The sequence below is a fragment of the Paenibacillus dendritiformis genome (genome assembly GCF_015845845.1).
Lineage (GTDB): Bacteria > Bacillota > Bacilli > Paenibacillales > Paenibacillaceae > Paenibacillus_B > Paenibacillus_B dendritiformis_C.
In genome coordinates this window covers 1-21398 of record NZ_LDIG01000042.1, presented here as the reverse complement: position 1 = coordinate 21398, position 21398 = coordinate 1, and the positions used below count along the sequence as shown (strand labels likewise).

The 21398-nt window shown below is 53.0% G+C and carries 20 protein-coding genes and 1 pseudogene; 17 read left to right on the top strand and 4 right to left on the bottom strand.

Annotated features, from left to right (window positions below; all coding sequences use genetic code 11):
• The 3 genes from ABD76_RS00645 to ABD76_RS00635 all read left to right on the top strand — a co-directional run.
• Window positions 1–1190 (top strand): IS4 family transposase (locus tag ABD76_RS00645; protein WP_242069277.1); only part of this gene is annotated, 1190 nt, incomplete at its 5' end.
• Window positions 1191–1302: 112 nt separating this feature from the next.
• Window positions 1303–1773, top strand: coding sequence for a hypothetical protein (locus ABD76_RS00640; RefSeq protein ID WP_197253413.1), 471 nt, complete (start codon window positions 1303–1305; stop codon window positions 1771–1773).
• A 50-nt stretch (window positions 1774–1823) separates the two neighbouring features.
• A complete protein-coding gene (locus tag ABD76_RS00635) occupies window positions 1824–2219 on the top strand; it encodes a hypothetical protein (protein ID WP_197253411.1) in 396 nt (131 codons plus the stop codon).
• Between the two features lie 93 nt (window positions 2220–2312).
• Here ABD76_RS00635 and ABD76_RS00630 read toward each other — a convergent pair whose 3' ends face one another.
• The gene (locus ABD76_RS00630) at window positions 2313–3512 is read right to left on the bottom strand and encodes an acyltransferase family protein (RefSeq protein ID WP_197253410.1); all 1200 of its coding nucleotides are present in this window, start codon (window positions 3510–3512) and stop codon (window positions 2313–2315) included.
• Between the two features lie 169 nt (window positions 3513–3681).
• Here ABD76_RS00630 and ABD76_RS00625 point away from each other — a divergent pair, with 169 nt between their 5' ends.
• The 14 genes from ABD76_RS00625 (at window position 3682) to cydC (ending at window position 19162) form a co-directional block, all read left to right on the top strand.
• Entirely contained in the window at window positions 3682–4665 is a 984-nt protein-coding gene (locus ABD76_RS00625; protein ID WP_197253408.1) for an AraC family transcriptional regulator, read from the top strand.
• A gap of 91 nt (window positions 4666–4756) precedes the next feature.
• On the top strand, window positions 4757–6085 hold the full coding sequence (locus ABD76_RS00620; RefSeq protein ID WP_197253406.1) for an ABC transporter substrate-binding protein: 1329 nt from the start codon (window positions 4757–4759) through the stop codon (window positions 6083–6085).
• Between the two features lie 96 nt (window positions 6086–6181).
• On the top strand, window positions 6182–7135 hold the full coding sequence (locus tag ABD76_RS00615; RefSeq protein WP_197253404.1) for a carbohydrate ABC transporter permease: 954 nt from the start codon (window positions 6182–6184) through the stop codon (window positions 7133–7135).
• Window position 7136: 1 nt separating this feature from the next.
• Window positions 7137–7964: a carbohydrate ABC transporter permease gene (locus ABD76_RS00610; protein WP_006676192.1), complete on the top strand. Its 828-nt coding sequence runs from the start codon at window positions 7137–7139 to the stop codon at window positions 7962–7964.
• Between the two features lie 16 nt (window positions 7965–7980).
• Window positions 7981–9060, top strand: a complete 1080-nt coding sequence (locus tag ABD76_RS00605) for a Gfo/Idh/MocA family protein (RefSeq protein ID WP_197253402.1) — start codon at window positions 7981–7983, stop codon at window positions 9058–9060.
• On the top strand, window positions 9057–9893 hold the full coding sequence (locus ABD76_RS00600; protein ID WP_197253399.1) for a Gfo/Idh/MocA family oxidoreductase: 837 nt from the start codon (window positions 9057–9059) through the stop codon (window positions 9891–9893). Before ABD76_RS00605 ends, ABD76_RS00600 begins: the two co-directional genes overlap by 4 nt.
• 55 nt (window positions 9894–9948) lie before the next feature.
• The gene (locus ABD76_RS00595; RefSeq protein ID WP_197253397.1) at window positions 9949–11451 is read left to right on the top strand and encodes an N-acyl-D-glucosamine 2-epimerase; all 1503 of its coding nucleotides are present in this window, start codon (window positions 9949–9951) and stop codon (window positions 11449–11451) included.
• A 137-nt stretch (window positions 11452–11588) separates the two neighbouring features.
• On the top strand, window positions 11589–11822 hold the full coding sequence (locus tag ABD76_RS00590; protein ID WP_197253395.1) for a hypothetical protein: 234 nt from the start codon (window positions 11589–11591) through the stop codon (window positions 11820–11822).
• Window positions 11823–12003: 181 nt separating this feature from the next.
• On the top strand, window positions 12004–12342 hold the full coding sequence (locus tag ABD76_RS00585; RefSeq protein WP_197253393.1) for an ArsR/SmtB family transcription factor: 339 nt from the start codon (window positions 12004–12006) through the stop codon (window positions 12340–12342).
• Between the two features lie 12 nt (window positions 12343–12354).
• Window positions 12355–12699, top strand: a complete 345-nt coding sequence (locus tag ABD76_RS00580; protein WP_197253391.1) for an SRPBCC family protein — start codon at window positions 12355–12357, stop codon at window positions 12697–12699.
• 584 nt (window positions 12700–13283) lie between these two features.
• Window positions 13284–14687 (top strand): cytochrome ubiquinol oxidase subunit I, encoded by a 1404-nt coding sequence (locus ABD76_RS00575; protein ID WP_197253389.1) that lies wholly within the window; start codon window positions 13284–13286, stop codon window positions 14685–14687.
• Complete coding sequence (gene cydB, locus ABD76_RS00570) at window positions 14671–15687, top strand: cytochrome d ubiquinol oxidase subunit II (protein ID WP_197253386.1); 1017 nt, start codon at window positions 14671–14673, stop codon at window positions 15685–15687. The genes ABD76_RS00575 and cydB overlap by 17 nt, the downstream gene beginning before the upstream one ends.
• On the top strand, window positions 15687–17414 hold the full coding sequence (gene cydD / locus ABD76_RS00565) for a thiol reductant ABC exporter subunit CydD (protein WP_197253383.1): 1728 nt from the start codon (window positions 15687–15689) through the stop codon (window positions 17412–17414). Before cydB ends, cydD begins: the two co-directional genes overlap by 1 nt.
• The gene (gene cydC / locus ABD76_RS00560) at window positions 17411–19162 is read left to right on the top strand and encodes a thiol reductant ABC exporter subunit CydC (protein ID WP_197253381.1); all 1752 of its coding nucleotides are present in this window, start codon (window positions 17411–17413) and stop codon (window positions 19160–19162) included. The genes cydD and cydC overlap by 4 nt, the downstream gene beginning before the upstream one ends.
• Window positions 19163–19396: 234 nt before the next feature.
• On the opposite strand, the gene ABD76_RS00555 is transcribed toward cydC, so the two are convergent.
• The 3 genes and pseudogenes from ABD76_RS00555 to ABD76_RS29070 form a co-directional block, all read right to left on the bottom strand.
• Window positions 19397–19651 (bottom strand): hypothetical protein, encoded by a 255-nt coding sequence (locus tag ABD76_RS00555; protein ID WP_197253378.1) that lies wholly within the window; start codon window positions 19649–19651, stop codon window positions 19397–19399.
• Between the two features lie 622 nt (window positions 19652–20273).
• On the bottom strand, window positions 20274–21032 hold the full coding sequence (locus tag ABD76_RS00550; RefSeq protein WP_197253377.1) for a DUF6060 domain-containing protein: 759 nt from the start codon (window positions 21030–21032) through the stop codon (window positions 20274–20276).
• 201 nt (window positions 21033–21233) lie between these two features.
• Window positions 21234–21398: pseudogene (locus ABD76_RS29070) on the bottom strand (IS1380 family transposase); the annotation flags it as partial.

Below are 21398 nucleotides of genomic sequence, written 5' to 3'. Positions count from 1 at the left end.
AAAAAAGCCGCACACCCGGTAAAATGTTTGTACGCCTACAAACTCAACCGAAGAAAGGTGGCGACTCCATGAAAAAGTCTACCACGATCCTGTCCATCCTTCAATCCGTTTTGCCTGCAGAAGAAATCGATTCTGCAATCGAACTCGCCGGCTATAAAGACAAGGCCCGCAAGTTTACCGTCCATCATTTGCTACAATATTGGGCGATGGCTGCCTCTGAACAATGGGATAGCTACCGTTCAGGTGTGGTTCATGCAGCAGCCAGCGGCTTGCTTCCTGTCCATTATTCCAGTTTTTCCGGAAAGGCAGCTGAGGTTCCCTTTGCTGTATTCAAGGAGCTCCTACACCGGCTCATCCAAACCTGTAATCGTCAAACGACCCGAAAGCTGGCCTTTCCTAAAGAATTGCTTTTGATTGACTCGACGACCGTAACGGTAGGAAAAACTCGCTTGCCCTGGGCCCCTTACCATGGTGAGCGTTCGGGCATTAAGCTACATGTTTCTTTGCAAGCCCAATGCGACTCCCCTCTAAACGTGGTCGAAACGGTTGGTTCGAAACATGATGGTCCGCTCTGTGAAAGCTTAACCCATTTGGATTACATTATGGTTATGGACCGGGCTTACGGGAAGCTCGAACGATTAGATCGTTTCAAAGAAGAAGGTCAATCCTTTGTCGTTCGACTGCGTGATAACGTTCATCTTGAAAAACCACGTGCTCTACGCCGGCAAAAAGAGCCTAACAGCCCGGTCATCCGGGACATTACGTGCCAACTTGGAACAGAGCAATGTCGATCCAAGAAGCGGCATCGCGTCGTTACCTTCCAAGATTTCGATGGCCGAGAACTCCGCGTCGTTACCGATCTCATGCAAGTGACCCCAGAAGAAATCGCACAGATGTATAAAGCCCGGTGGCAAATCGAGGTTTTCTTTCGCTGGATCAAGCAGCACTTGAATATCCCTACTTTGTTCGGGACAACTGAAAATGCCGTGTACGGGCAGCTGTTTGTAGCTCTCATCGTTTACGTGTTACTCAAATGGTTATTTGATACCACTCAAGGGGTCGTATCTAGGCATCAAAAGCTGTCCTTTATTCACTTTGCACGTCTATTTAGGCTAAATTCCCTTCCTCCCGAATGGCTCGTTAAGATGCAGAGGATAAGAGAAAAATTCAGCCCTGCCGGGCTTGTTTGAGTTACACAATTTGGTTAATCAACATGTCTGGAGTTAAAAACAAATAAAGGTTGAAATCATTCTTAATGTTCCTTATGATAGATATTGAAGAAAATTTTGGGATGTATGCTTTGTGAAAAAAATCCAAAGATTTTCTATGTTTGCTGTTTGGGTTCTAATGTGCGTAGGTAAGAGTGTCAAGGCATGGATAGATTATACTTGGACGGGAAGTTCAAGCATTTTAATAAGCCAATTAGTCAAAGCGCATAATGATGAGAATTGGACCTTATTGAATGGGTGGACTGCTTCTGGTTTATTTGCCATGAATGCTCAGATAGGTTCTAAAAACGGCATGTATTTAGAATCTAGCAGCTCCAACCTCAAAAGTAAGGAAAATATGAACCATAAGGATGGTTCTGGATTGTCGAAATATATTGAAGAAAAAAAGTTTATAGAGGCTGCAATTGATTCAGGAGAATTAAAGCCAGTAAATCCTAATGTTGTTGTTAGAGATAAAGATGAGAATATCATTTGGACAGGTAAGGCAGATGAATGGACTAGCGCCTGGTCAGATGTCTATAAACAAATTAATTTAAAGAAATAATTAACAGTTTTGCACGCCATTTCTCCAACTATGGAGAGGAGTGAATTGAGATGCGGACCGTTGCGGTACGATTTGGAGCCGGTATTGCCATCCTGTTGTTATTATGGGCGATGGAGCGGGCTTTTGTGAATATGAACCGCCACATCATTGAACTTTCGTCGGTAGCCGCTATCGATCGTCTGCAAGTCGTCATTTGCAGCGTCATCATCGGCATATTGCTTGAGGGAGATAAAATTGTGAAGCTGGCAAGAAGGAAGGCGGCAGGATTCCAAACTTTTTACGCGATTCTTCTATTGCTCTCGTTATTTATCTCCCTATGCCCCGTGTTCTCGGTGGAGGGGGCGGCATTTCTGCCTCTGGGATTATATCGCATCCACATCAGCGTCTTGTTCGGCTTATTGAGCGGAATCTCTCTGGTTCGAATGTGGGGGCGGACTAAGCCATAGTAAGAAGGGAAGAAGAGAAAGGACATCGCGTCTTTTCTCTTCTTTATTTTTCACATTCGAGAATTCGTTGGAGTCGGGAACGCCCTAAACCTCTCAATCCATCCCAACCGTTCTCTCCCCCTGTACGGCGTGCTCCCATCTTCGCCGCTTCGCAGTGCCGAACAGCCGCTTGCTCCATCGCGAGAGCAGGGCCAGCGTCTTGGCATCGACGAACCGCTCGAAGAGATGGGCCACGGCAAATATCACCGGCAGCGTACTCAGCATCGTCAGCAGGACGCTCATCCCATAAGGCAGCACGGAATGGAGCTGCAAGAAGATATAGCTGCCGAGGGAACATATAATAGTAAAATGCACGAGATACAGCGAGAACGATATTTTGCCCAAATAGGCGAACAGCTTGCGGTTGAACAGGGTCTGCATCCGGCTGGAGTTCAATAGGGCTGTCAGGATCAGGAATGATCCGATGACATGGTAGAACTCGAAGAAGGAGAATCCGGGCGCTTCCCATACGAGGGTGGAATACACGGTTCCCTGCGGACTCCAATAAGGGTAAGAGCCCAGGTATATGCCGGCGATGACCAATATCACATGGATCCAGGGCCGGTTGATGGCGGCCAGCCAGTTCCGGTCGCTATGCTTGAGATCGCTCAGCAGCATGCCCAGCACAAATCCCAAATAGTAAGAGTCGATCCAGAACCAGATCAGGAGCGCATAGACGGCGAACCGAAGCTTGCGCTTACCGAGCAGCAGCAGGAACGCGAAGATCAAAAAGGACCCGAACAGTTCGTACGTCATCGTCCAGAGCACGGGATTGTATTGCGAGCCATAAGTGAAGAAGGTATGGAACAGGCTCTCTGTCAGCATCGTCCATACGCCGGTATCGGCCGCGAACGGATCGGGCATGGAGGAGAGGGTAATCCCTTGAATGTCGTCATAGAACCCGAATCCGCCGATGATTGCCAGATAAGCCAAGACAACGGACAGAAAAGCGGGCACGGCCAAGCGGAAGTATCTTCGAGCTGCGGAGGAGTAGAGAGGCAGGCGGTCTTTGGTCTGAAAATAACGATAGCTCAGCACGTAACCGCTTAGCACGAAGAACAGGCATACAGAAAAGTTACCGTTAAACAGCAGATTGATCGGGGTCTGCGCGGCGGCAGCCTCGAAGGCAAAATGCGCAATCTCCGGTCTGCCTTCAAAGACAGACGGAAGAAACACCTGAAAGAAGTGGCATATCACCACGATGCAAGCGGCCAATCCTCTTACGCCGTCCAAGTATACGATTTTGGGCTTCATGGGCATCCCCACTCCTCCATATCGACGTTCCTCTCTTCACTTTCATTGTAATCTCTTTTTGGAGCGAGATGTTTAAATTTTTGCATACGATCATAGGAAAACGGTTACAAGGAAGAGAAGTATTCGAATGGCCGAGCACATATAGCGGAATATGAAGGAGTGAATATCAATGGCGCTTCAATGGAACATAGCAGATATTGATGAATTGACTCGTTCCGGCATTATTTATTTTAATTCCAAGATGGAAATGTTGGAGGACTTGCCCTGCAAAATGTACCGATTGACGGCCCAACCGAGCTTAATGACCCACTGCCACGACTATTTTCAGATCTGGTATGTCGCCAAAGGAGCCTTCCATCATACGGTGAGCGGCGAGCGGTTCGCGATTGCGGCGGGAGACATTTTTGTCGTCTCTCCGTTCACATTGCATAGCGTGGAGATTCCTTCGGGGCAGGAGCTTGAAATCTACGGCTGTGAATTTATGCCCTCCTTTATTAACGAACGGTTGGAAGAGAAGCCGGTGGATCATGCTTTTTTTGATGTCGCCTATGTAGAGTATTTTTTGCGAAGGGAGACAAGCATCCAGTCCAAAATAACGCTGGAGAACGTGATCGAGGTCAGGGTTCGAAATCTGATGAGGGAGATGCTGGCGGAGTACGAGAGGCGATCTCCCTTTTTTCAGATCCTGTTGAAGGCGAACCTGCTGCTGCTGCTGTCCATTCTGGTCCGGCAGGTGAACCGGGAGCTGGTCGATGCGGGATTTGAGAAATCAGAAAAATATAAAAATATTATGACCGGGGTGATTGAGTACATCCATACGAACTATCATGAAAATTTGAAGCTCGACACGCTATGCTCGATCGCGAATCTGTCGCGGTCGACCTTTTGCGGGCTGTTCAAGGAATGGACAGGCAAGACGTTCAACCGCTACGTCACCGATCTTCGCATCTTTCACGCCATCGGCATGCTGATGCGGCCGGAGCTGTCCGTTACGGATGTGTGCTATTCTACGGGCTTTAACGAGCTGTCCTATTTTTGCAGAATCTTCAAAAAATATACAGGCATCTCCCCTGCCTATTTCCGCAAGCAAGCATTGCAGTCAAATCATGACAATCATACGATAATCCCACTTATACAGACAAAAGTGAAATGAAATAAAGCGTTTACATGATACCATATGGGTACTTGTTAGCCTAACAGGGTCGCAGACGGTTGTTCGATTCACCATTACGGGGGGATGAAGTATGAGAAGAAAATCGTTGATGTGGTGTCTTGCTCTCGTTCTTATGATCTCGATTGTATCCGGATGCTCTGGCGGCAATTCCCAAAATGCGGACGGCAGCTCCCAGATTAAGGGGGGCGAAGCCGGCGGGACAGACAACGGTTCTTCCGCGGACGCGGTAGAGATCAGCTTCTGGTACGGATGGACCGGGCCGGAGGGCGAAGCGATTGAGAAGCTGATTGCCAAGTGGAATGAGGCCAATCCCGGCATCCAGGTGAAGGGGCTGTCTCAGAGCGATTATCAGAAGCAGCTAACGGCGATTACCGGCGGCAATCCTCCGGATATCGCCTCGCAATTCGGCCAGAACGTAGTGCCTTGGGGGCTGCGGGGCGCGATGATGCCGCTGGATGATTATATTGCCCAGGATGGTGTCGATCTGCAAGATTTCGTTCCGGCGGCATTGAGCACGTCGCAGTATGAGGGCAAGACTTACGCCATCCCGATTGCGATGCACGTGTCGATGCTGTTCTATAACAAAGATATATTGGCCGAGGCTGGCTTCGACGGTCCTCCGGCTACGATCGGCGAGCTGAAGCAATATATCAAGGCGCTGAGCATCGTGGAGGACGGAGGACGCCTTCAGCGTCTCGGACTATGGCCGGGAATGGATGCGTACACCTTCGCCTATGCGTACAGCGGTTCGTTCTACGATGCCGAAGCGAAGCAGGTGACGCCGGATCATCCGGGCGTGAAAGCGGCCATTGAGCTATCCAAGAGCATCTGGGATCAATACGGGTCCGACAATCTGGATCGGTTCTCTTCGGGTCTTGGACAATATATGTCCGCGCAGAATCCCTTCTTCTCCGGCAAATATGCCATGACAATCGACGGCGAATGGCTGCCGACCTTCATTAAGCAATTCGCGCCGAATCTGAATTACGGCATTGCGCCGATTCCGTATGATGAGAACAATCCGGACATGAAGAATCCGGGGAATGTAGCGACGAGCGTGTTCTATATTCCGAAGGGCGCGAAGCATCCGGATGCCTCCTGGAAGTTCTTGAAGTGGATTACCGAGCCGGAGCAAATGGCTGAATTTACGGCTGCGATCGGGAATCTCCCGACGAGAACGTCCGCATTCACGAATCCGATCTATGCCGAGGTGCCGGGATTCAAGGAGTTCCTGGAATACTCATCAAGCGGCAATCTGCAGTCCTTCCCTGCCACTTCCTTCGCGAATGAGTATATGACCGAGTTCGGCGTCCAGTATGACGCGATTCTGCGAGGCAGCATCAGCATGGAGGAAGGCTTGAAGAAGGTCAAGGACAAGATTCAGCCGCTCGTGAAATAGAGTTCGGCCGCATGGCTCCGGTCCGCTGCAGCAATGCCCCGGATCGGAGCCGGCATAAGCCCGGCGAGTAATGCTGACGAAAGGAGAGCCGCGAAGATGAGAGTCTCCACGCCCGCGATGCGACAGGGGAGGAGAGCTGGTTGGTCGAAGAAGGAGCGTCATTATGTCTATCTTGGCCTGGCATTCGCTTCCCCCTGGATTATCGGTTTTCTCGTTTTTACCGTATACCCGTTCTTCGGATCCCTTTATTTCAGTCTGACGGACTACGATCTGTTCAGCCCGCCGAGATGGGTCGGTCTGGACAATTACAAGCAGATCATCGCCGACAGCGGCTTCTACAAGTCGCTGGGCAACACGTTTTTCATGGCGTTTGTTTCCGTACCGATTACGTTAACATGCTCCCTGCTGATCGCGCTGCTGCTGAACACGAAAGTGAAAGGCATCAACTACTACCGGACGATATTTTATTTGCCGTCGGTCATTCCGATCGTCGCCAGCGCGCTGCTGTGGACGTGGATGCTCAACCCGGACTTCGGCCTGATCAATATGACGCTGCGCGCGCTCGGGCTCCCCGATCCCGCCTGGCTGCTCGATCCGCGGTATACGAAGCCGTCGCTGATTCTGATGAGCTTATGGGGCTCCGGGGCAGGCGCCTTGATTTTCCTGGCGGCCCTGCAGGGCGTGCCGAAGCAATATTATGAAGCGGCGCAAGTGGACGGCGCCAACTGGTGGCACCGATTCTGGAGGATCACCGTTCCCGCCCTGTCGCCGATTATTTTGTTCCAGCTCATTATGGGTCTGATTGGCGCATTCCAGATCTTTACGGAGTCTTACATATTGGCCGGGGGCAAGGTGGACGGAGGCAAATCGCTGGGCGGACCAGATCAGTCCTTGCTCTTCTACGCGGTCAATCTGTATCAGGAAGCGTTCGTCTATTTGAAAATGGGCTACGCTTCGGCGCTCGCCTGGATTTTATTCCTGATCGTATTGCTGATTACGTTCGTGCTCTTGAAGACATCGGGCCGCTGGGTCTATTACGGAGGTGATTAAGATGGCCATCCGGTTGCGGAAGCATATTTTGCCCCATGCCGTGCTAATTCTGTTTTCCATCCTCTTTTTGTTTCCGTTTTTGTGGCTGGTGATGACCTCGTTGAAGACGCCGGATGAGATCTTCCAGCTTCCTCCGCGCATTTTGCCGGAGACGTTCCAATGGTCCAACTATAAAGCGGCGTTCGAGGCGATTCCGTTCACCCGTTATATGATGAACACGTTCCTCATCTGCGCCCTGAATATTATCGGGCAATTGTTCTCGGCTCCGTTGGTAGCCTATTCGATATCCCGGATTCCGTGGCGCGGACGGAACATCATTTTCTCGATCGTGGTCGCCACGATGATTCTGCCGGCGCAGGTGCAGATGATTCCGCAGTATATCATTTTTACGAAGCTGGGCTGGGTGAATACGATTCTGCCGCTTACGATCGGAGCGTTCTTCGGGGCGCCGTTCTTCATCTTCCTGCTGCGCCAGTTCCTGATGGGGGTGCCGGCCGAGCTGTCCGAGGCGGCGAAGATTGACGGGGCTTCCGAGCTTCGCATCTACGCGAAGATCATCTTGCCGATTCTGAAGCCTGCCCTGGTCACCGTGGCCTTGTTTTCCTTTGTTTGGTCCTATGTTGATTTTATGGGGCCGCTGATCTATCTGAATGACTCTGCCAAATGGACGATAACGGTCGGGTTGCAGAGCTTCCAGCAGGATCACGGGGCCCAGTGGGAGAAGCTGATGGCGGCTTCCACGATTATGGCGGTGCCGATGATTCTCCTCTATTTCTTCGGCCAGAAATACTTCATGCAATCCGGTTCAGCCTTAACCGGCTTCAAATAATAGGAGGGATGTCGAAATGAGTAAAACAGTAGTAGCCATCATCGGCTGCGGAACGATTGCCAACAGCGCCCACATTCCAGCTTATCTGGCCAATCCGGATGCCGAGATCAAATATTTCTGCGATATTCGCAAGGAGCGGGCGGAGCAAGCGGTCGAGAAATACGGCTGCGGCATCGCGATTGAAGATTATCGCGTTATCCTGGACGATCCGGATGTCGAAGCCGTCTCCATATGCACCCCGAACCATTGCCACGCCTCGATCGCGATCGACTGCATGCGGGCAGGGAAGCATGTGCTGTGTGAGAAGCCGGCAGCCCGCACGTACGAGGAAGCGCTGGAGATGCAGAAGGTGCAGCATGAGACCGGAATGACGCTGAATATCGGCGTCGTGAATCGGTTTAACACGGGAGTAAATATTATTAAGAAGATGATCGAGGACGGAGAGCTGGGCGATCTGTACCACGTGTACGTCAGCTTCCGCGCGCAGCGCTCGATTCCCGGACTGGGGGGCGACTTCACGACCAAGGCTGTCGCCGGCGGGGGCGCGCTGATTGACTGGGGCGTGCATTTTCTCGACATCGTCATGTACTGCGCAGGCGATCCGGAGCCGCAGACGGTGACAGGGCAGACGTATTGCAAGCTGGGCAAAGATATGAAAAATTACTCCTACCTCAACATGTGGGCGGGGCCGCCCAATTATGAGGGAACCTACGATGTCGACGATTTCGTCACCGCGATGATTCGCACGGCGGGACCTTCGATTACGGTCAACGGCGCATGGGCGCAAAATATCGGGGTCGACGAGATGTATATCGACTTCCTGGGCGACAAGGCGGGCATCCGGCTGCAGTACGGCGCCGAGTTCACGATCTACAGCGCCAAGCATGGCGCCCTGCTGGAGAGCACCCCGAAATTCACGAAGACCGATCATTTCCGGAACGAGATCAACAGCTTCCTCGCCTGCGTCAAGTCGGGCGAGCGGCTGCCGTCCCATATCGATACGGTCATCCTGACGGCCAAAATGATTCAGGCCATCTATGATTCTTCGGAGCAAGGGCGAGAGATTTCATTCGCGAAAGAGGGAGCGCGGGCATGAAGAAGATCGGGTTCATCGATTATTATTTGGACGAATGGCATGCCAACAAGTACCCGGACTGGATTCGAGCCGCTTCCGGCGGAACGATGGAAGTCGCATATGCTTACGGGATGAAGGATGCCGAACGCGGGTTGAACAGCGCGGCATGGTGCGAGAAGCATGGGATCGCCTTGCGCCATACGGTGGAAGAGGTGGTGGCGGAGAGCGATTATCTCATCGTGCTGTCGCCCGACAACCCGGAGCATCACGAAGCGCTCGCCCAGCTGCCGCTGGCCTCGGGGAAGCCGACGTACATCGACAAGACCTTCGCCCCGGATCGGGCGGCGGCACTGCGCCTGTTCGAGCGCGCGGCCCTGCACGGCACGCCGATGTACTCCTCGTCGGCCTTGCGGTTCGCGACGGAATACCGCGAAGCCGAGCGATCGGGAATCGAGACGATCTGCACCTGGGGTCCCGGCACGTTCGAGAATTATTCCATTCATCAGATTGAACCAATCGTCTCGATGATGGGAACGGAAGCGAAGCGCGTCATGTTCATTGGGACCGGGATCGCGCCCGCGCTCCTGATCGAATTCAAGGATGGCCGGCAGGCGACGATGCATCACCTGGGCGGCGATTGTCCGTTCACAACCGCTGTTGCATACGATTCGGGGAGCTGCCGAATCCTGAAGCCGGGATCGGATTTTTTCCAGCTATTCATTCAAGAGCTTGTTGCCTTCTTCGAGTCGGGAGAGGTCCCGGTTCCTTCCGGCCAGACCGTCTCCATCATCACCATCATCGAGTATGGCTTGCTGGCAGCCCAGCGGCCTAATGAGTGGGTCGAACTGCCATAGTTGCTGTGCAGGGTGCCGGGGAGCAGCTTTAGATCCAATAGAGGAGGTGTTCCATGTGTTCCTATTTCGCCAGCGGGGATGGCACCGCCACGCGGGGATTTGCTTGGCCGCACTAACCGTTCTATTTTGTGTGCTTCCTGCAGGAATCGGGCAGGCCGCCGAGCAAGGTGAACAGGGTTCTGGAGCGGCCCTCGGCTTAGGCAAGGCTTCGGCCTTAGCGGGCCCGACCATTCAGGTGGATCCGGGGTTCCGTTACTATCAAGATCGCTCGGCAGCAAGCATCGCCGACGAGATTGTCCAGAACGGGTACAAGTCCGTCCGGTATTTCGTCGTGAATGAGAATCATGTTAACCGCGAGCTTGTCGAGGCTTTTCAGGAGAGAGGGCTGTTCGTCTGGGCGCTGGTCCTCGGCAACGGATCGTACTCGGTCGAAGGCTTCCCGGCCGATTGGCCGAGCTGGCAGATGGAGCTGTTGACCCCGGTGAATGACGGGTATTACCGCTTTTCCCCGCACAGCGAAGCTTATGTCCAGTGGAAGAAGGAGAAGCTGGCGAGCCTGGTCCGGGATATCCCGTTCGACGGCATTGAAGTCGCGGAGCCATACTTTCCGGAGTGGGACGGCATCGATCGCGGCGTATACGGCGATGTCGGCCCGCTGGCCCAAGCGGCCTTCCGCGAACAGTACGGATATGACCGCATTCCGAATTTCACCGATCCGGATCATCCCGACTTCTATCTGACGAATGTCGAGCTGTATGAGGATTGGATCGAGTTCCGGGTCGAGGCCGTCAACCGCTTTCTCGAGGAACTGATGAACGGAAAAGGCGGGGTGCGGGACGCAAGAAAGGATATTCTCGTCGCGACTTGGTCGCTCGCGATCGACGCTGGCCCGGATTCGGTGGAGACGCTGCGCGAGATGCAGGGCCTCGATGCCGCAGAGATGATATCGGCGGTCCGGCCGGATCTGCATATCCTGCAGACGCATTGGCCCGACTGGATTAAGCCCCAGGACGCGCTTCCGCCGCAGTATATCCGCAGCTATCAGAGCTTCGTCGATCAGATTCGCGCCGTTCATCCGACTATTCCGCTTGGCGTCCAGGCCGACATCGGCTCGTCGCTGGCCATGGCGAAGGACCGCGCTTGGTACGACTCGTTCGGCCGCGAGGCGGCGCAGATGGGGTTCCGTACATGGACGGCCTATGAATATCATCTCGGCAAATATATGTACGAGGAAGCGCCCGTTCCGGTCACCGTTGCCCGCCCGCGGCATGACAAGGCGGTCATTTCGTTCCAGAAGCGAGTCGATGAGTCCTCCGCCAAGCTTCCCGGCAGCCTCCATATCATAACCGAAGATGGGGAGACGCCAGTTCCTCCGGAGCATATTGCCGTCGACGGCAATATGCTCATTATCGAATGGGATCAGCTGCCGAAGAAGGAATTCCGCCTGCGGATTCAACAGGTGACGGATACGCCGTCTTACTGGCTGTATAACAAGGAACAGCAGGCGAATGCAATAAAGGGCGACACCATAGTGACGGTAGGGAAGAAGAAGCATTAGGTGAATTGGTGGATAACCGTCACTTCCGAGACTCTCAATCGTAAACGGAGGTGGCGGTTTTTTGAAAACCCTGGAAGCCCCCTAGAGAGTTTTGTTAATATGGCTATATAACCTAACATTTGGCAAGGGGGGAGATTATGAACAAAAAACCGCTTTGGTATCATGCAGCACTAGCAATTGTTCTTTTGCCTGCCATAGAAGGAATTATCACAAATACGCCTAGTTCGCATTTTCGGGTTATGGTTTCGATTACGGCCATGCTTTGGATTGTTGGTATGTTTGAGATCAGAAGAAACTTGAATCTGGCAATTTGGATATTAATTCTCTTTGCGTTCATGTTTCTTTTGACCGTAGAAATATCTAAAGTCTAAGGAATTTTATATTTCTCGATTGGCCGCGTTCTCAAGCGGCTATTGTAAAGAATTTTTTGTGTTCATTATTTAAGAATTTTCTTTATAAAGAAAATGATGTATTATAAGTTTACCGACAATAACAGTCACCATGATTGAGTTGAGCATAACCACTTTATGGGAAGGAGGAGGGAAACGGTGTATGCCGATTGATATATTCTCCGCTCTGGCCGATCCGACCCGGAGAACGATTCTGGAGATGTTGGCTGACCATGATGGCTGCCCCGCATCGCAAATTCACAACCGGTTCGAAGTCAGTCCGCAGGCAATTTCTCAGCATCTCAAAATTCTTCGTGAAGCTAATCTGGTGCATGTGGAAAAGAGAGCACAACAGCGCATATATCGGATAAACACCGAGGCGATGATGGAGTTCGAAAAATGGTCCCATGAGATGAGGTTGCGTTGGAGCAGACGTCTCGACGCGCTGGATGCCGTATTGAAGGAAGAAATGGGGAAAGTGAAAAGAAACCAAAGCGAATAGGGGAATTCGAAAATGAATCTGCATTCCAAGATGCAAGATGTTGTCATCACTCGTGAGTTTGACTATCCGGTGGAGCTCGTCTGGAAGGCATGGACCGATCCGGAGCTGGTCATGAAATGGTGGGGGCCGGAACATTATACCTCGCCCCGATGCGAAATCGATTTGCGCGAAGGCGGAAAATATGTGTTTTGCATGCGCGCCCCGGAAGAACATGGCGGCATAGAGTCGTACTCCGCCGGCGTGTATAAGAAGATTGTGCCGATGGAACGGCTGGATGGCGGGAGAGATGCTGAAGTATGCCATCATGGGCATGAACCAGTCGCTAGACAAACTTGCCGCAAATGTCGGGTAATTTGAAATAAACGATCACAAGTGGCCGCGTTCTTCCGCGGCTTTTTTGTGTTCTGCGCAGTATGATGATTTGATCTACACGAACTCGTTTAAATACTTTTACCTTGGTTGGCTTGGCGCTTCTCTAGGCTTCTTTTTTATGGTCTGTTTTGACGTTTGGTTCTCCCTTAGCAGGTACCCAGAAGGCATTAACGAGGATGTTTTGCATAGTATTTTATGGAAAAAGTGAAACAAAAAGTAGAAATCAAACGCTTCCCTTACCGGGAATGCTATGTCTTTTCTCTTCCGGCTTGACCTCAATTTCAACGCTTTTGTGAACAATGGCACAAAGTTCGCAATTTGCTCACTCTATTCTGATAAGATGTGACTAAAGTCACATTAGCCCGGCATGTCCATCTGACAAAATAACACTGAGTCCTGTAACGTTTGTCATTGATCGAGCTGTTTCTCGTATCGCAGTCAACGGCTTATGCCATGCGCGTAGGGCGTAGACGGCTACCCGAAGCGTACGGCAGGGCCTCTAAGAGGATGTTCAAAAGTCAACCGACCTTTTTGAACTCCCCCATAATAAAGAAAGGTGGAACGAAAAAATGGATACGCTAATCTTATCACGCATCCAGTTTGCGTCGACGACGATTTTTCACTTCTTCTTCGTCCCGGTATCCATCGGGCTGGCGCTGCTGATTGCCATTATGGAGACAATGTATGTCGCCAAGGGCAATGAAGAGTATAAGAAAATGGCCAAGTTCTGGGGTAAATTGTTCCTTATCAACTTTGCCGTCGGCGTCGTGACCGGTATCATTCAGGAATTCCAGTTCGGCATGAACTGGTCCAACTACTCCCGCTTCGTCGGAGACGTGTTTGGCGCGCCGCTTGCCATCGAGGCGCTGCTTGCCTTTTTCATGGAGTCTACATTCATCGGGCTCTGGATCTTCGGTTGGGAGCGGCTGAGCAAGAAGGTGCATTTGCTGTGCATCTGGCTTGTGGCAATCGGAACGACGATGTCCGCGTTCTGGATTCTCGCGGCCAACTCGTTCATGCAGCGTCCGGTCGGCTTCGCCATCAACAATGGCCGGGCCGAGATGAATGATTTCTTCGCGCTGGTTACCAACGGCCAGTTGCTGGTGGAATTCCCGCATACGGTGCTGGGCGCATTTGCGACAGGCGCCTTCCTCATTACGGGTGTCAGTGCGTATAAGATGCTGCGTCGCCAAGACTTTGAGTTTTTCAAAAAATCCTTCAAGCTGGGTATCGTGGTCGCCTTGATCTCGTCGTTCCTGGTCGCGATCTTCGGCCACCAGCAAGCGCAGTACCTGGTGCATACACAGCCGATGAAGATGGCTGCGGCCGAGAGCCTGTGGGAGCGGAGTGAGGACCCGGCGCCTTGGACGGTTATCGCGGCGATTGATCCGGATAAGCAAGAGAACAAGATGGAAGTGAAGATTCCATACCTACTTAGCTTCCTGTCCTACAGCAAATTCTCCGGAGACGTCAAGGGGATGAAGGAGCTGCAGGCAGAATACGAGCAAACATACGGACCTGGCGATTATATTCCGCCGGTGCGCACGACCTTCTGGAGCTTCCGCATCATGGTCGCTGCCGGCACATTGATGATTCTGCTTGGCTTGTACGGCGTCTGGCTGATGGCGCGCAAGAAGCTGGATCAGAAGAATACGTGGTTCATGCGCTTCATGCTGTATGCCATTTCGCTGCCGTTCATTGCCAATACGGCGGGCTGGATTATGACCGAGATCGGGCGCCAGCCGTGGACCGTATTCGGGCTGATGACGACGGAAGACAGTATCTCGCCTAGCGTGACCGGAGGCTCGGTGCTGTTCTCCCTGATTGCCTTCTCCGCCATTTACACGGTGTTGGCTATCGTGATGGTCTACCTGTTCGTACGCGTTATCAAAAAAGGACCGAACGAGGACGTGACTGTCCGCGTGTCTCACGATCCATTCGATAAGGAGGAACGTCATGCTCTCACTCAATGAATTATGGTTCGTTCTTGTCGCTGTGTTGTTCGTCGGCTTCTTCTTCCTCGAGGGCTTCGACTTCGGGGTCGGCATGTCGACTCAATTCCTGGCGCGCACCGACGGAGAGCGCCGGGTGCTTATCAATTCGATCGGCCCGTTCTGGGACGCCAATGAAGTCTGGCTTCTGACCGCCGGCGGGGCGATGTTCGCCGCCTTCCCGAACTGGTACGCGACTTTGTTCAGCGGCTATTATGTCCCGCTCGTCGCGGTGCTGCTCGCGCTTATCGTGCGCGGCGTCGCTTTCGAATTCCGGGGCAAGGTGGACAGCGAGCGTTGGAAGAAAACATGGGATCTGGCTATTTTCGTAGGCAGCCTGCTGCCTCCGTTCCTGTTCGGCGTCGTGTTCGCCGGGCTGATTAAGGGCCTTCCAATCGATCAGCAGATGGAAATGAAAGCCGGCCTCTTCGATATGGTGAATCTCTATACCGTAGTAGGCGGCATTACCGTTACCGTGCTCTGCCTTGTGCACGGGCTCATGTTCACGACGCTGCGGACGGAGGGCGATCTGCAGGCGCGCGCACGCCGCCTCGCTCGGAAGCTGATGATTCCGCTCGCCGCGCTGCTCGTCTTGTTCGCCGTCATGACCTATTTCATGACCGATGTGTTCCAGGTTCGCGGCGCCATCCTGGCTGTCGTCGCTGTCCTTGGTCTTATCGTCTTCCTGCTCGCCGGATACTTCATGAAGCAGAAGAAGGACGGCTGGGCGTTCGGCATGACCGGAGGCATTATTTTGCTTTCGATCGCATCCGTCTTTATCGGCTTGTTCCCGCGGGTGATGATCAGCTCCATCAACAGTGCATTCGACCTGACGATTCATAATGCGGCTTCGGGCGCTTATTCGCTCAAAGTGATGACGATCGTAGCGGTAACCTTGCTTCCGTTTGTGCTCGGCTACCAGATTTGGAGCTACTTCGTCTTCCATAAGCGCGTGAACGAGAAGCAGCATCTCGAATACTAATGGGCAAGAATCTGTTCGGCTACCAAGGGATCAAGCCGGTTCTTGCCAGTCTGACCGCCATTGCCCTGGTGCACACCCTATCTATTATTATGCTGGCCGTCTGGCTGGCAGAAGCAATTTCCGCCCTGTTCGCCGGGGCGGCATGGCAGGAACAAGCCGGCAAGATCGGGCTGTTCCTGCTTGCTTTTCTCGTGCGCCAGTTGACGGCATTGCTGCAGCAGAAGGTGGCTTACCGATTTGCCGAGAAGACCGGCGCCAGCCTGCGGAGCCAGCTGCTGGAGGCGCTGTTCCGCCTCGGGCCGCGGCATACCCGGACAGAGGGTACGGGCACGACGGTAACGCTTGTGCTCGAAGGGGTCGGGAAGTTCCGCAAATATATGGAGCTGTTCCTGCCCCGCATGATTGGGACCGCAGTGACGCCCGTGCTTATCCTCGCGTACATTGCGACTCAGGATATCGTCGCCGCCCTGATTCTGGCGGTGACGATGCCGATTCTCATCGCGTTTCTTATTCTTGTCGGGCTGGCCGCCCGCAAGCAGACCGAGAAGCAGTGGGCGTCGTACCGGCAGTTATCGAATCATTTCGTCGATTCACTGCGCGGTCTGGAGACGCTCAAGTTCCTCGGACGCAGCCGCTCGCACGGAGCCACCGTCTCCAAGGTGAGCGACAGATACCGCTCGGCTACGATGCGGACCCTGCGCGTCGCCTTCTTGTCCTCCTTCTCCCTGGACTTCTTCACGATGCTGTCCGTCGCCTCGGTGGCGGTCAGCCTTGGGCTGCGCCTCGTGGACGGGGAGATGATGCTCGTTACCGCGCTCACGATCCTTATCTTGGCGCCGGAATATTTCCTTCCGGTCCGCATGGTCGGGGCCGATTATCACGCGACGCTGGACGGCAAGGAAGCGGGCGAGGCGATGCAGTCCATTATCCGCGCGGGAGCGAAGTCGGAGCCGCTGCCTGCCTCGCAGGCGCTGCCGGCCTGGACGCAGGATAGCGTGCTGCGAATGACCGGCATCGGGATGCGGCATGAGGAGGAGGGCCCATCCTCGCTGCAGGAGATTGATCTGGAGATTCGAGGCTTCCGCAAGGTCGGCATCATCGGCGCGAGCGGCGCCGGCAAGTCGACGCTGATCGATATTATCGGCGGCTTCCTGCAGCCGACAGCGGGAACGATCCGGGTGGACGGACAGGAACGGGCGTCGCTGACCGGGGAGGACTGGCGGAAGCAGACGACGTACATCCCGCAGCATCCGTATATTTTCAGCTCCTCGCTGGCGGACAACGTCCGCTTCTATTCGCCGGACGCGACCGATGACGAAGTCGAGCGGGCGATGGCCGCCGCGGGGCTGGGCCGGTTGGCGGAACAGCTTCCGAACGGTCTGGACGAGCGCATCGGCAACGGCGGACGCTCGCTCAGCGGCGGACAGGAGCAGCGGGTTGCGCTGGCGCGGGCATTTCTGAGCCGACGGCCGATTATGCTGCTCGATGAACCGACGGCGCATCTGGACATCGAGACCGAGTATGAGCTGAAGTCGACGATGCTGGAGCTGTTCCGGGATCGGCTCGTCTTCCTGGCCACGCACCGCCTGCATTGGATGCCGGATATGGATTGGATTATTGTCCTCCAGGACGGCAAGGTGGCGGAGACGGGGACCCATGAAGAGCTGCTGGCCAAGCGGGGGGCTTACTATGACATGATTCGCATGGAAGGAGAGGAGACGCTATGAACCGCGAAGGCTGGATTATGCCGTATATGCGGCGCTATGCCCGTCGCTTCGCCGTCATTATCGCCCTGGGCGTACTGACGGTGGTGTGCGCCTCCTCTTTAACCTTCACGTCAGGCTATCTGATTTCGAAGTCGGCTCTTCGTCCGGAAAATATTTTGCTCGTCTACGTGCCCATCGTGCTTGTCCGGACGTTCGGCATTGGGCGGGCCGTCGTCCATTATGTCGAACGTCTGGTCGGCCATGATGCGGTGCTGCGCGTGTTGTCCCAGATGCGGGAGCGGATGTACCGCATCCTGGAGCCGCAAGCGCTGTTCCTCCGTTCCCGCTTCCGGACGGGAGAGCTGCTCAGCACGCTGGCGGATGATATCGAGCAGCTGCAAAATGTCTACTTGCGCACGGTGTTCCCGGGCGCGGTGGCGCTCGTCGCCTATGCCGCCTGCATCGCGGCGCTCGGCTGGTTCGATCTGCCGTTCGCGCTCTTCATCGGCCTGCTGCTGCTCCTGCTGATCGCGGTGCTGCCCTGGGTGTCTCTGCTGATTACCCGCACCTGGCAGACCCGCATCAAGCAGGAGCGGAACGTGCTGTATCAGCGGCTGACCGATGCGGTGATGGGGATGAGCGATTGGGTCATTAGCGGCCGCGCTTCCCGGTTCACGGCGGAATATGAAGAGGGCGAGCAGTCCGTCGCCCGCATGGAGCGCCGCCTGAACGGCTGGGCCCGGCTTCGCATGCTGCTGGGACAGTGCGTCGTCGCGGCCGTGCTGGTGCTCATGCTGTGCTGGTCAGGAGGCCAATATGCGGACGGGCGCATTGCCGCCACTCTAATCGCGGCCTTCACCCTGGTCGTGTTCCCGCTCATGGACGGCTTCCTCCCCGTATCGGAGGCGGTGGAGAAGCTGCCGCAGTACCAGGATTCGCTGGATCGGCTCGCGAAGCTGGACGCCCCGGCGGCCGAGCAGCCCGTTCCTGCGGCGGAGGCCGAGCTGCGGCCGGCCCTGGCGTCCGGAGCGGCGCATATCCGGCTGGAGCAGGTCCGCTACCGCTATGACAAGACGGCCGCCTGGACGCTGGACGGCTTGTCGCTCGATATCCCGCAAGGCCGGCGCATCGCGGTCATCGGCCGCAGCGGGGCGGGAAAATCGACACTGCTGAAGCTGGTGCAGGGAGCCTTGTCGCCGGACGAAGGCCAAGTATTGCTGAACGGCATCCCGGCGGCTACGTATGGGGAGCATATCCCCGAGCTGATCGCGGTCTTGAACCAAAGCCCGCATCTGTTCGACACGACGGTGGCGAACAATATCCGGCTGGGCCGCCCGGATGCCTCGGACGAGGACATTCGCCGGGTCGTGCGCCAGGTCGGCCTGGAGGCGCTCGTCGACTCGCTGCCGGACGGCTATGACACCCGGGTGCTGGAGACGGGCGGACGCTTCTCGGGCGGAGAACGGCAGCGGATCGCGCTGGCCCGCATCCTGCTGCAGGATACGCCGGTCGTCATTCTCGACGAGCCGACCGTCGGGCTCGATCCGCAGACCGAGCGCGCCCTGCTGGCCACCATGTTCGCCGCGCTGCAGGGCAAGTCGCTGCTGTGGATTACGCATCATCTCGTCGGCGTAGAGCAGATGGATGAGGTCATCTTCATCGAGAACGGCCTCATCGAGATGAGAGGGCCGCATGCGGAGCTGCTGGAGCGGTATCCGCGCTACCGCAACCTGTATCATCTGGATCGGCCCGCGCTGCTTGGCGAGTGAAAGGCTGTTGAGCTATTAGCCCCTTGAGACTCAGGTTGTATGTTGTCTCAAAGGGGCTTTTGTGTATAGATGCGGCAGCGGAGATAAGCTATTCTCGGGACCCGGCATTATTCTATCATGATGAACGAAAGCGGCAAGGCTGCTTCAATGACAGACGTTTACGATTTCCGTGTTTTGTTGAATAAAGTCCCTCAGAACTTTGTTGTTAAAACGAAGATGATAAGTATCTCTCTTCTATTGAGGTGATTTATTCATATCAGAAGAAGGAATATTTTTTGGGGAAATCGGAAGAAACGGTACAACGATTAATAATATCCCGACTACTAACGTAATTATGGTGATATTCCAAATGTAGGTTGGTGTGGAGTCTAGAAGTTTTTGAAAATCATTTCCCGATGTTTCGCTGTTTGCGATGTAGATAAGTATTTGTTCTAATCCACTGAGGGCAACCAAGGAAATACCAACAAGCATTAGACTTGAGTTTTTCATTTCAATTCTACCGCCTTAATTTTATTTTCGGTGAGCACTTCTAACTGAAGCCCCTCTCTTTGAACGCCTTCTAGGTTTCTTCATTAGCGATCTGTTGCTGCCATCCCGAGAAAAGAATCAGTCATGTTCAGCTATTTTCACTTTTATCCTTCTTTCGTATATTTAAATTTAAAAGTTCCCAGCAGTATGTAGGCTGACGATATCTTTCTGGCCGCGATATCACCGCAGTAGCATCAACAAATCCCTGTTCTATTATACGCATCGCCCGCAGTGCAACTCCATCGTCCTGTTTAGCAATAGGCGTGTGCTGTCCAGATCCGATGCATACAGAATGCCTTGCAGTCCACCGTGGGATCTTCGTTGTTTTAGATTCTGAAAAAACTCGCCCTCCCCCCGCCATGTCTGTTCTAGTTCGACATCCCTCTAACTATAAAAACAAATACAATATAAATCATTTCTTATTTTTACCATATATATAAATTAAAGATTCCTACACACCGGGTACGAGACCTCTTAAGGTGTGTAGGAATAGTTTAGTAGTACAGTTTCTTCCCTATGATTCCTATGATCGATCGTTGATAAAATTAGGAAATGAGAGTATTAGAATGATACTCAAAAGTATTCATTTTTCAATTGCTAAGGCAATAACACCGTCTGCAAAACCCATTGCTGTAGTTGCCGGAGAAGCACCCCACTCCCCTTTCTTTTCTTTTACCAGTCTAAAGTCACCACCAGGCAATGTTACGTAATGTTTCAAATCCCCTTTGGTGAAATTATACTTTGGTGCCCAAGTTAGGTATCCTTTCTTCCCTTTAGGAACTGCCAGATCAGTTCCTGTTGTTTTAGATGAAGTTGCTGATGTAGTCCAACTAAAGCTAGCATTTGAGCTAATTATAGGCATTTCGAGCGTTGTAACGTTAATTGAAAATTCTTCAGAAGTAGAGATTCCTTGTTCCAATTTGATCGTGCAAGCAGAAGCACTATTTCTACAGTCAGTCGTTGGGGTAGCTCTTCTAGGATTCATTAATTCCGTCCATTTGCTCGTTTCCTTATATTTTATTGTGCTTACTACGTCGAGAGGTACTATATCATTATGAGGGTTAAGTTCCAGGGTTTTGGAGGAAAGTCGACTTGTTCTTAATCGTTTGGAATCTTCAAGCACAAGTTTGTATTCCTCCAAAGAAACCTCTGTTCCGTCTAGTTTAACAGCTTTTACGTAAGTAATTCCATTAGTGTTATCGTATAACACTTTCTGTCCATCAATGTATTGAATTTTGTAATCTTCACTTGGAGCTACAGCATAGGAAGTTGAATTGTGCACTGAAAACAACAAAAGGGAGCTGATAACCAACAGGAGGGATTTTGGAAATATTCTATTCATTTTCCATCTTTCCTTCCTTTTCATTGTTGCTTTATATATAACCTGAATCCGTGAAAGGGTTACGAATAAGAGAACCATCACTATCAGCTGTAACGATAGGCGCAGAAAGCAGAGGTGATGACTCGATTCACTTGAAAAAGACATCACGAAACAAAGCTTCCCTTGTGCAAAGCTTGAACGGAAACATAGGTTCGCAATCTATTATCCCGACAAGGTCCCGTAAATGCGCTGGAATGTCTGAAACCATGGACTATGTCTTCCGAAGCGGAGCTTCGTTTGTCTGGCATGCTCTACCATTCGAGAGGCCAGCCAGATCAGATTTTCGATGACCGTTTTGACCCGCCTGCGGCTGACTTTGTTTCGAAG

Excerpts from the sequence above, each read along its gene's own strand:
- ABD76_RS00635 (WP_197253411.1), top strand. The coding sequence starts at position 1,824 with ATGCGGACCGTTGCGGTACGATTTGGAGCCGGTATTGCCATCCTGTTG.
- ABD76_RS00630 (WP_197253410.1), bottom strand. The coding sequence starts at position 3,512 with ATGAAGCCCAAAATCGTATACTTGGACGGCGTAAGAGGATTGGCCGCT.
- ABD76_RS00625 (WP_197253408.1), top strand. The coding sequence starts at position 3,682 with ATGGCGCTTCAATGGAACATAGCAGATATTGATGAATTGACTCGTTCC.
- ABD76_RS00620 (WP_197253406.1), top strand. The coding sequence starts at position 4,757 with ATGAGAAGAAAATCGTTGATGTGGTGTCTTGCTCTCGTTCTTATGATC.
- ABD76_RS00615 (WP_197253404.1), top strand. The coding sequence starts at position 6,182 with ATGAGAGTCTCCACGCCCGCGATGCGACAGGGGAGGAGAGCTGGTTGG.
- ABD76_RS00610 (WP_006676192.1), top strand. The coding sequence starts at position 7,137 with ATGGCCATCCGGTTGCGGAAGCATATTTTGCCCCATGCCGTGCTAATT.
- ABD76_RS00605 (WP_197253402.1), top strand. The coding sequence starts at position 7,981 with ATGAGTAAAACAGTAGTAGCCATCATCGGCTGCGGAACGATTGCCAAC.
- ABD76_RS00600 (WP_197253399.1), top strand. The coding sequence starts at position 9,057 with ATGAAGAAGATCGGGTTCATCGATTATTATTTGGACGAATGGCATGCC.
- ABD76_RS00590 (WP_197253395.1), top strand. The coding sequence starts at position 11,589 with ATGAACAAAAAACCGCTTTGGTATCATGCAGCACTAGCAATTGTTCTT.
- ABD76_RS00585 (WP_197253393.1), top strand. The coding sequence starts at position 12,004 with ATGCCGATTGATATATTCTCCGCTCTGGCCGATCCGACCCGGAGAACG.
- ABD76_RS00580 (WP_197253391.1), top strand. The coding sequence starts at position 12,355 with ATGAATCTGCATTCCAAGATGCAAGATGTTGTCATCACTCGTGAGTTT.
- ABD76_RS00575 (WP_197253389.1), top strand. The coding sequence starts at position 13,284 with ATGGATACGCTAATCTTATCACGCATCCAGTTTGCGTCGACGACGATT.
- cydB (WP_197253386.1), top strand. The coding sequence starts at position 14,671 with ATGCTCTCACTCAATGAATTATGGTTCGTTCTTGTCGCTGTGTTGTTC.
- cydD (WP_197253383.1), top strand. The coding sequence starts at position 15,687 with ATGGGCAAGAATCTGTTCGGCTACCAAGGGATCAAGCCGGTTCTTGCC.
- cydC (WP_197253381.1), top strand. The coding sequence starts at position 17,411 with ATGAACCGCGAAGGCTGGATTATGCCGTATATGCGGCGCTATGCCCGT.
- ABD76_RS00555 (WP_197253378.1), bottom strand. The coding sequence starts at position 19,651 with ATGAAAAACTCAAGTCTAATGCTTGTTGGTATTTCCTTGGTTGCCCTC.
- ABD76_RS00550 (WP_197253377.1), bottom strand. The coding sequence starts at position 21,032 with ATGAATAGAATATTTCCAAAATCCCTCCTGTTGGTTATCAGCTCCCTT.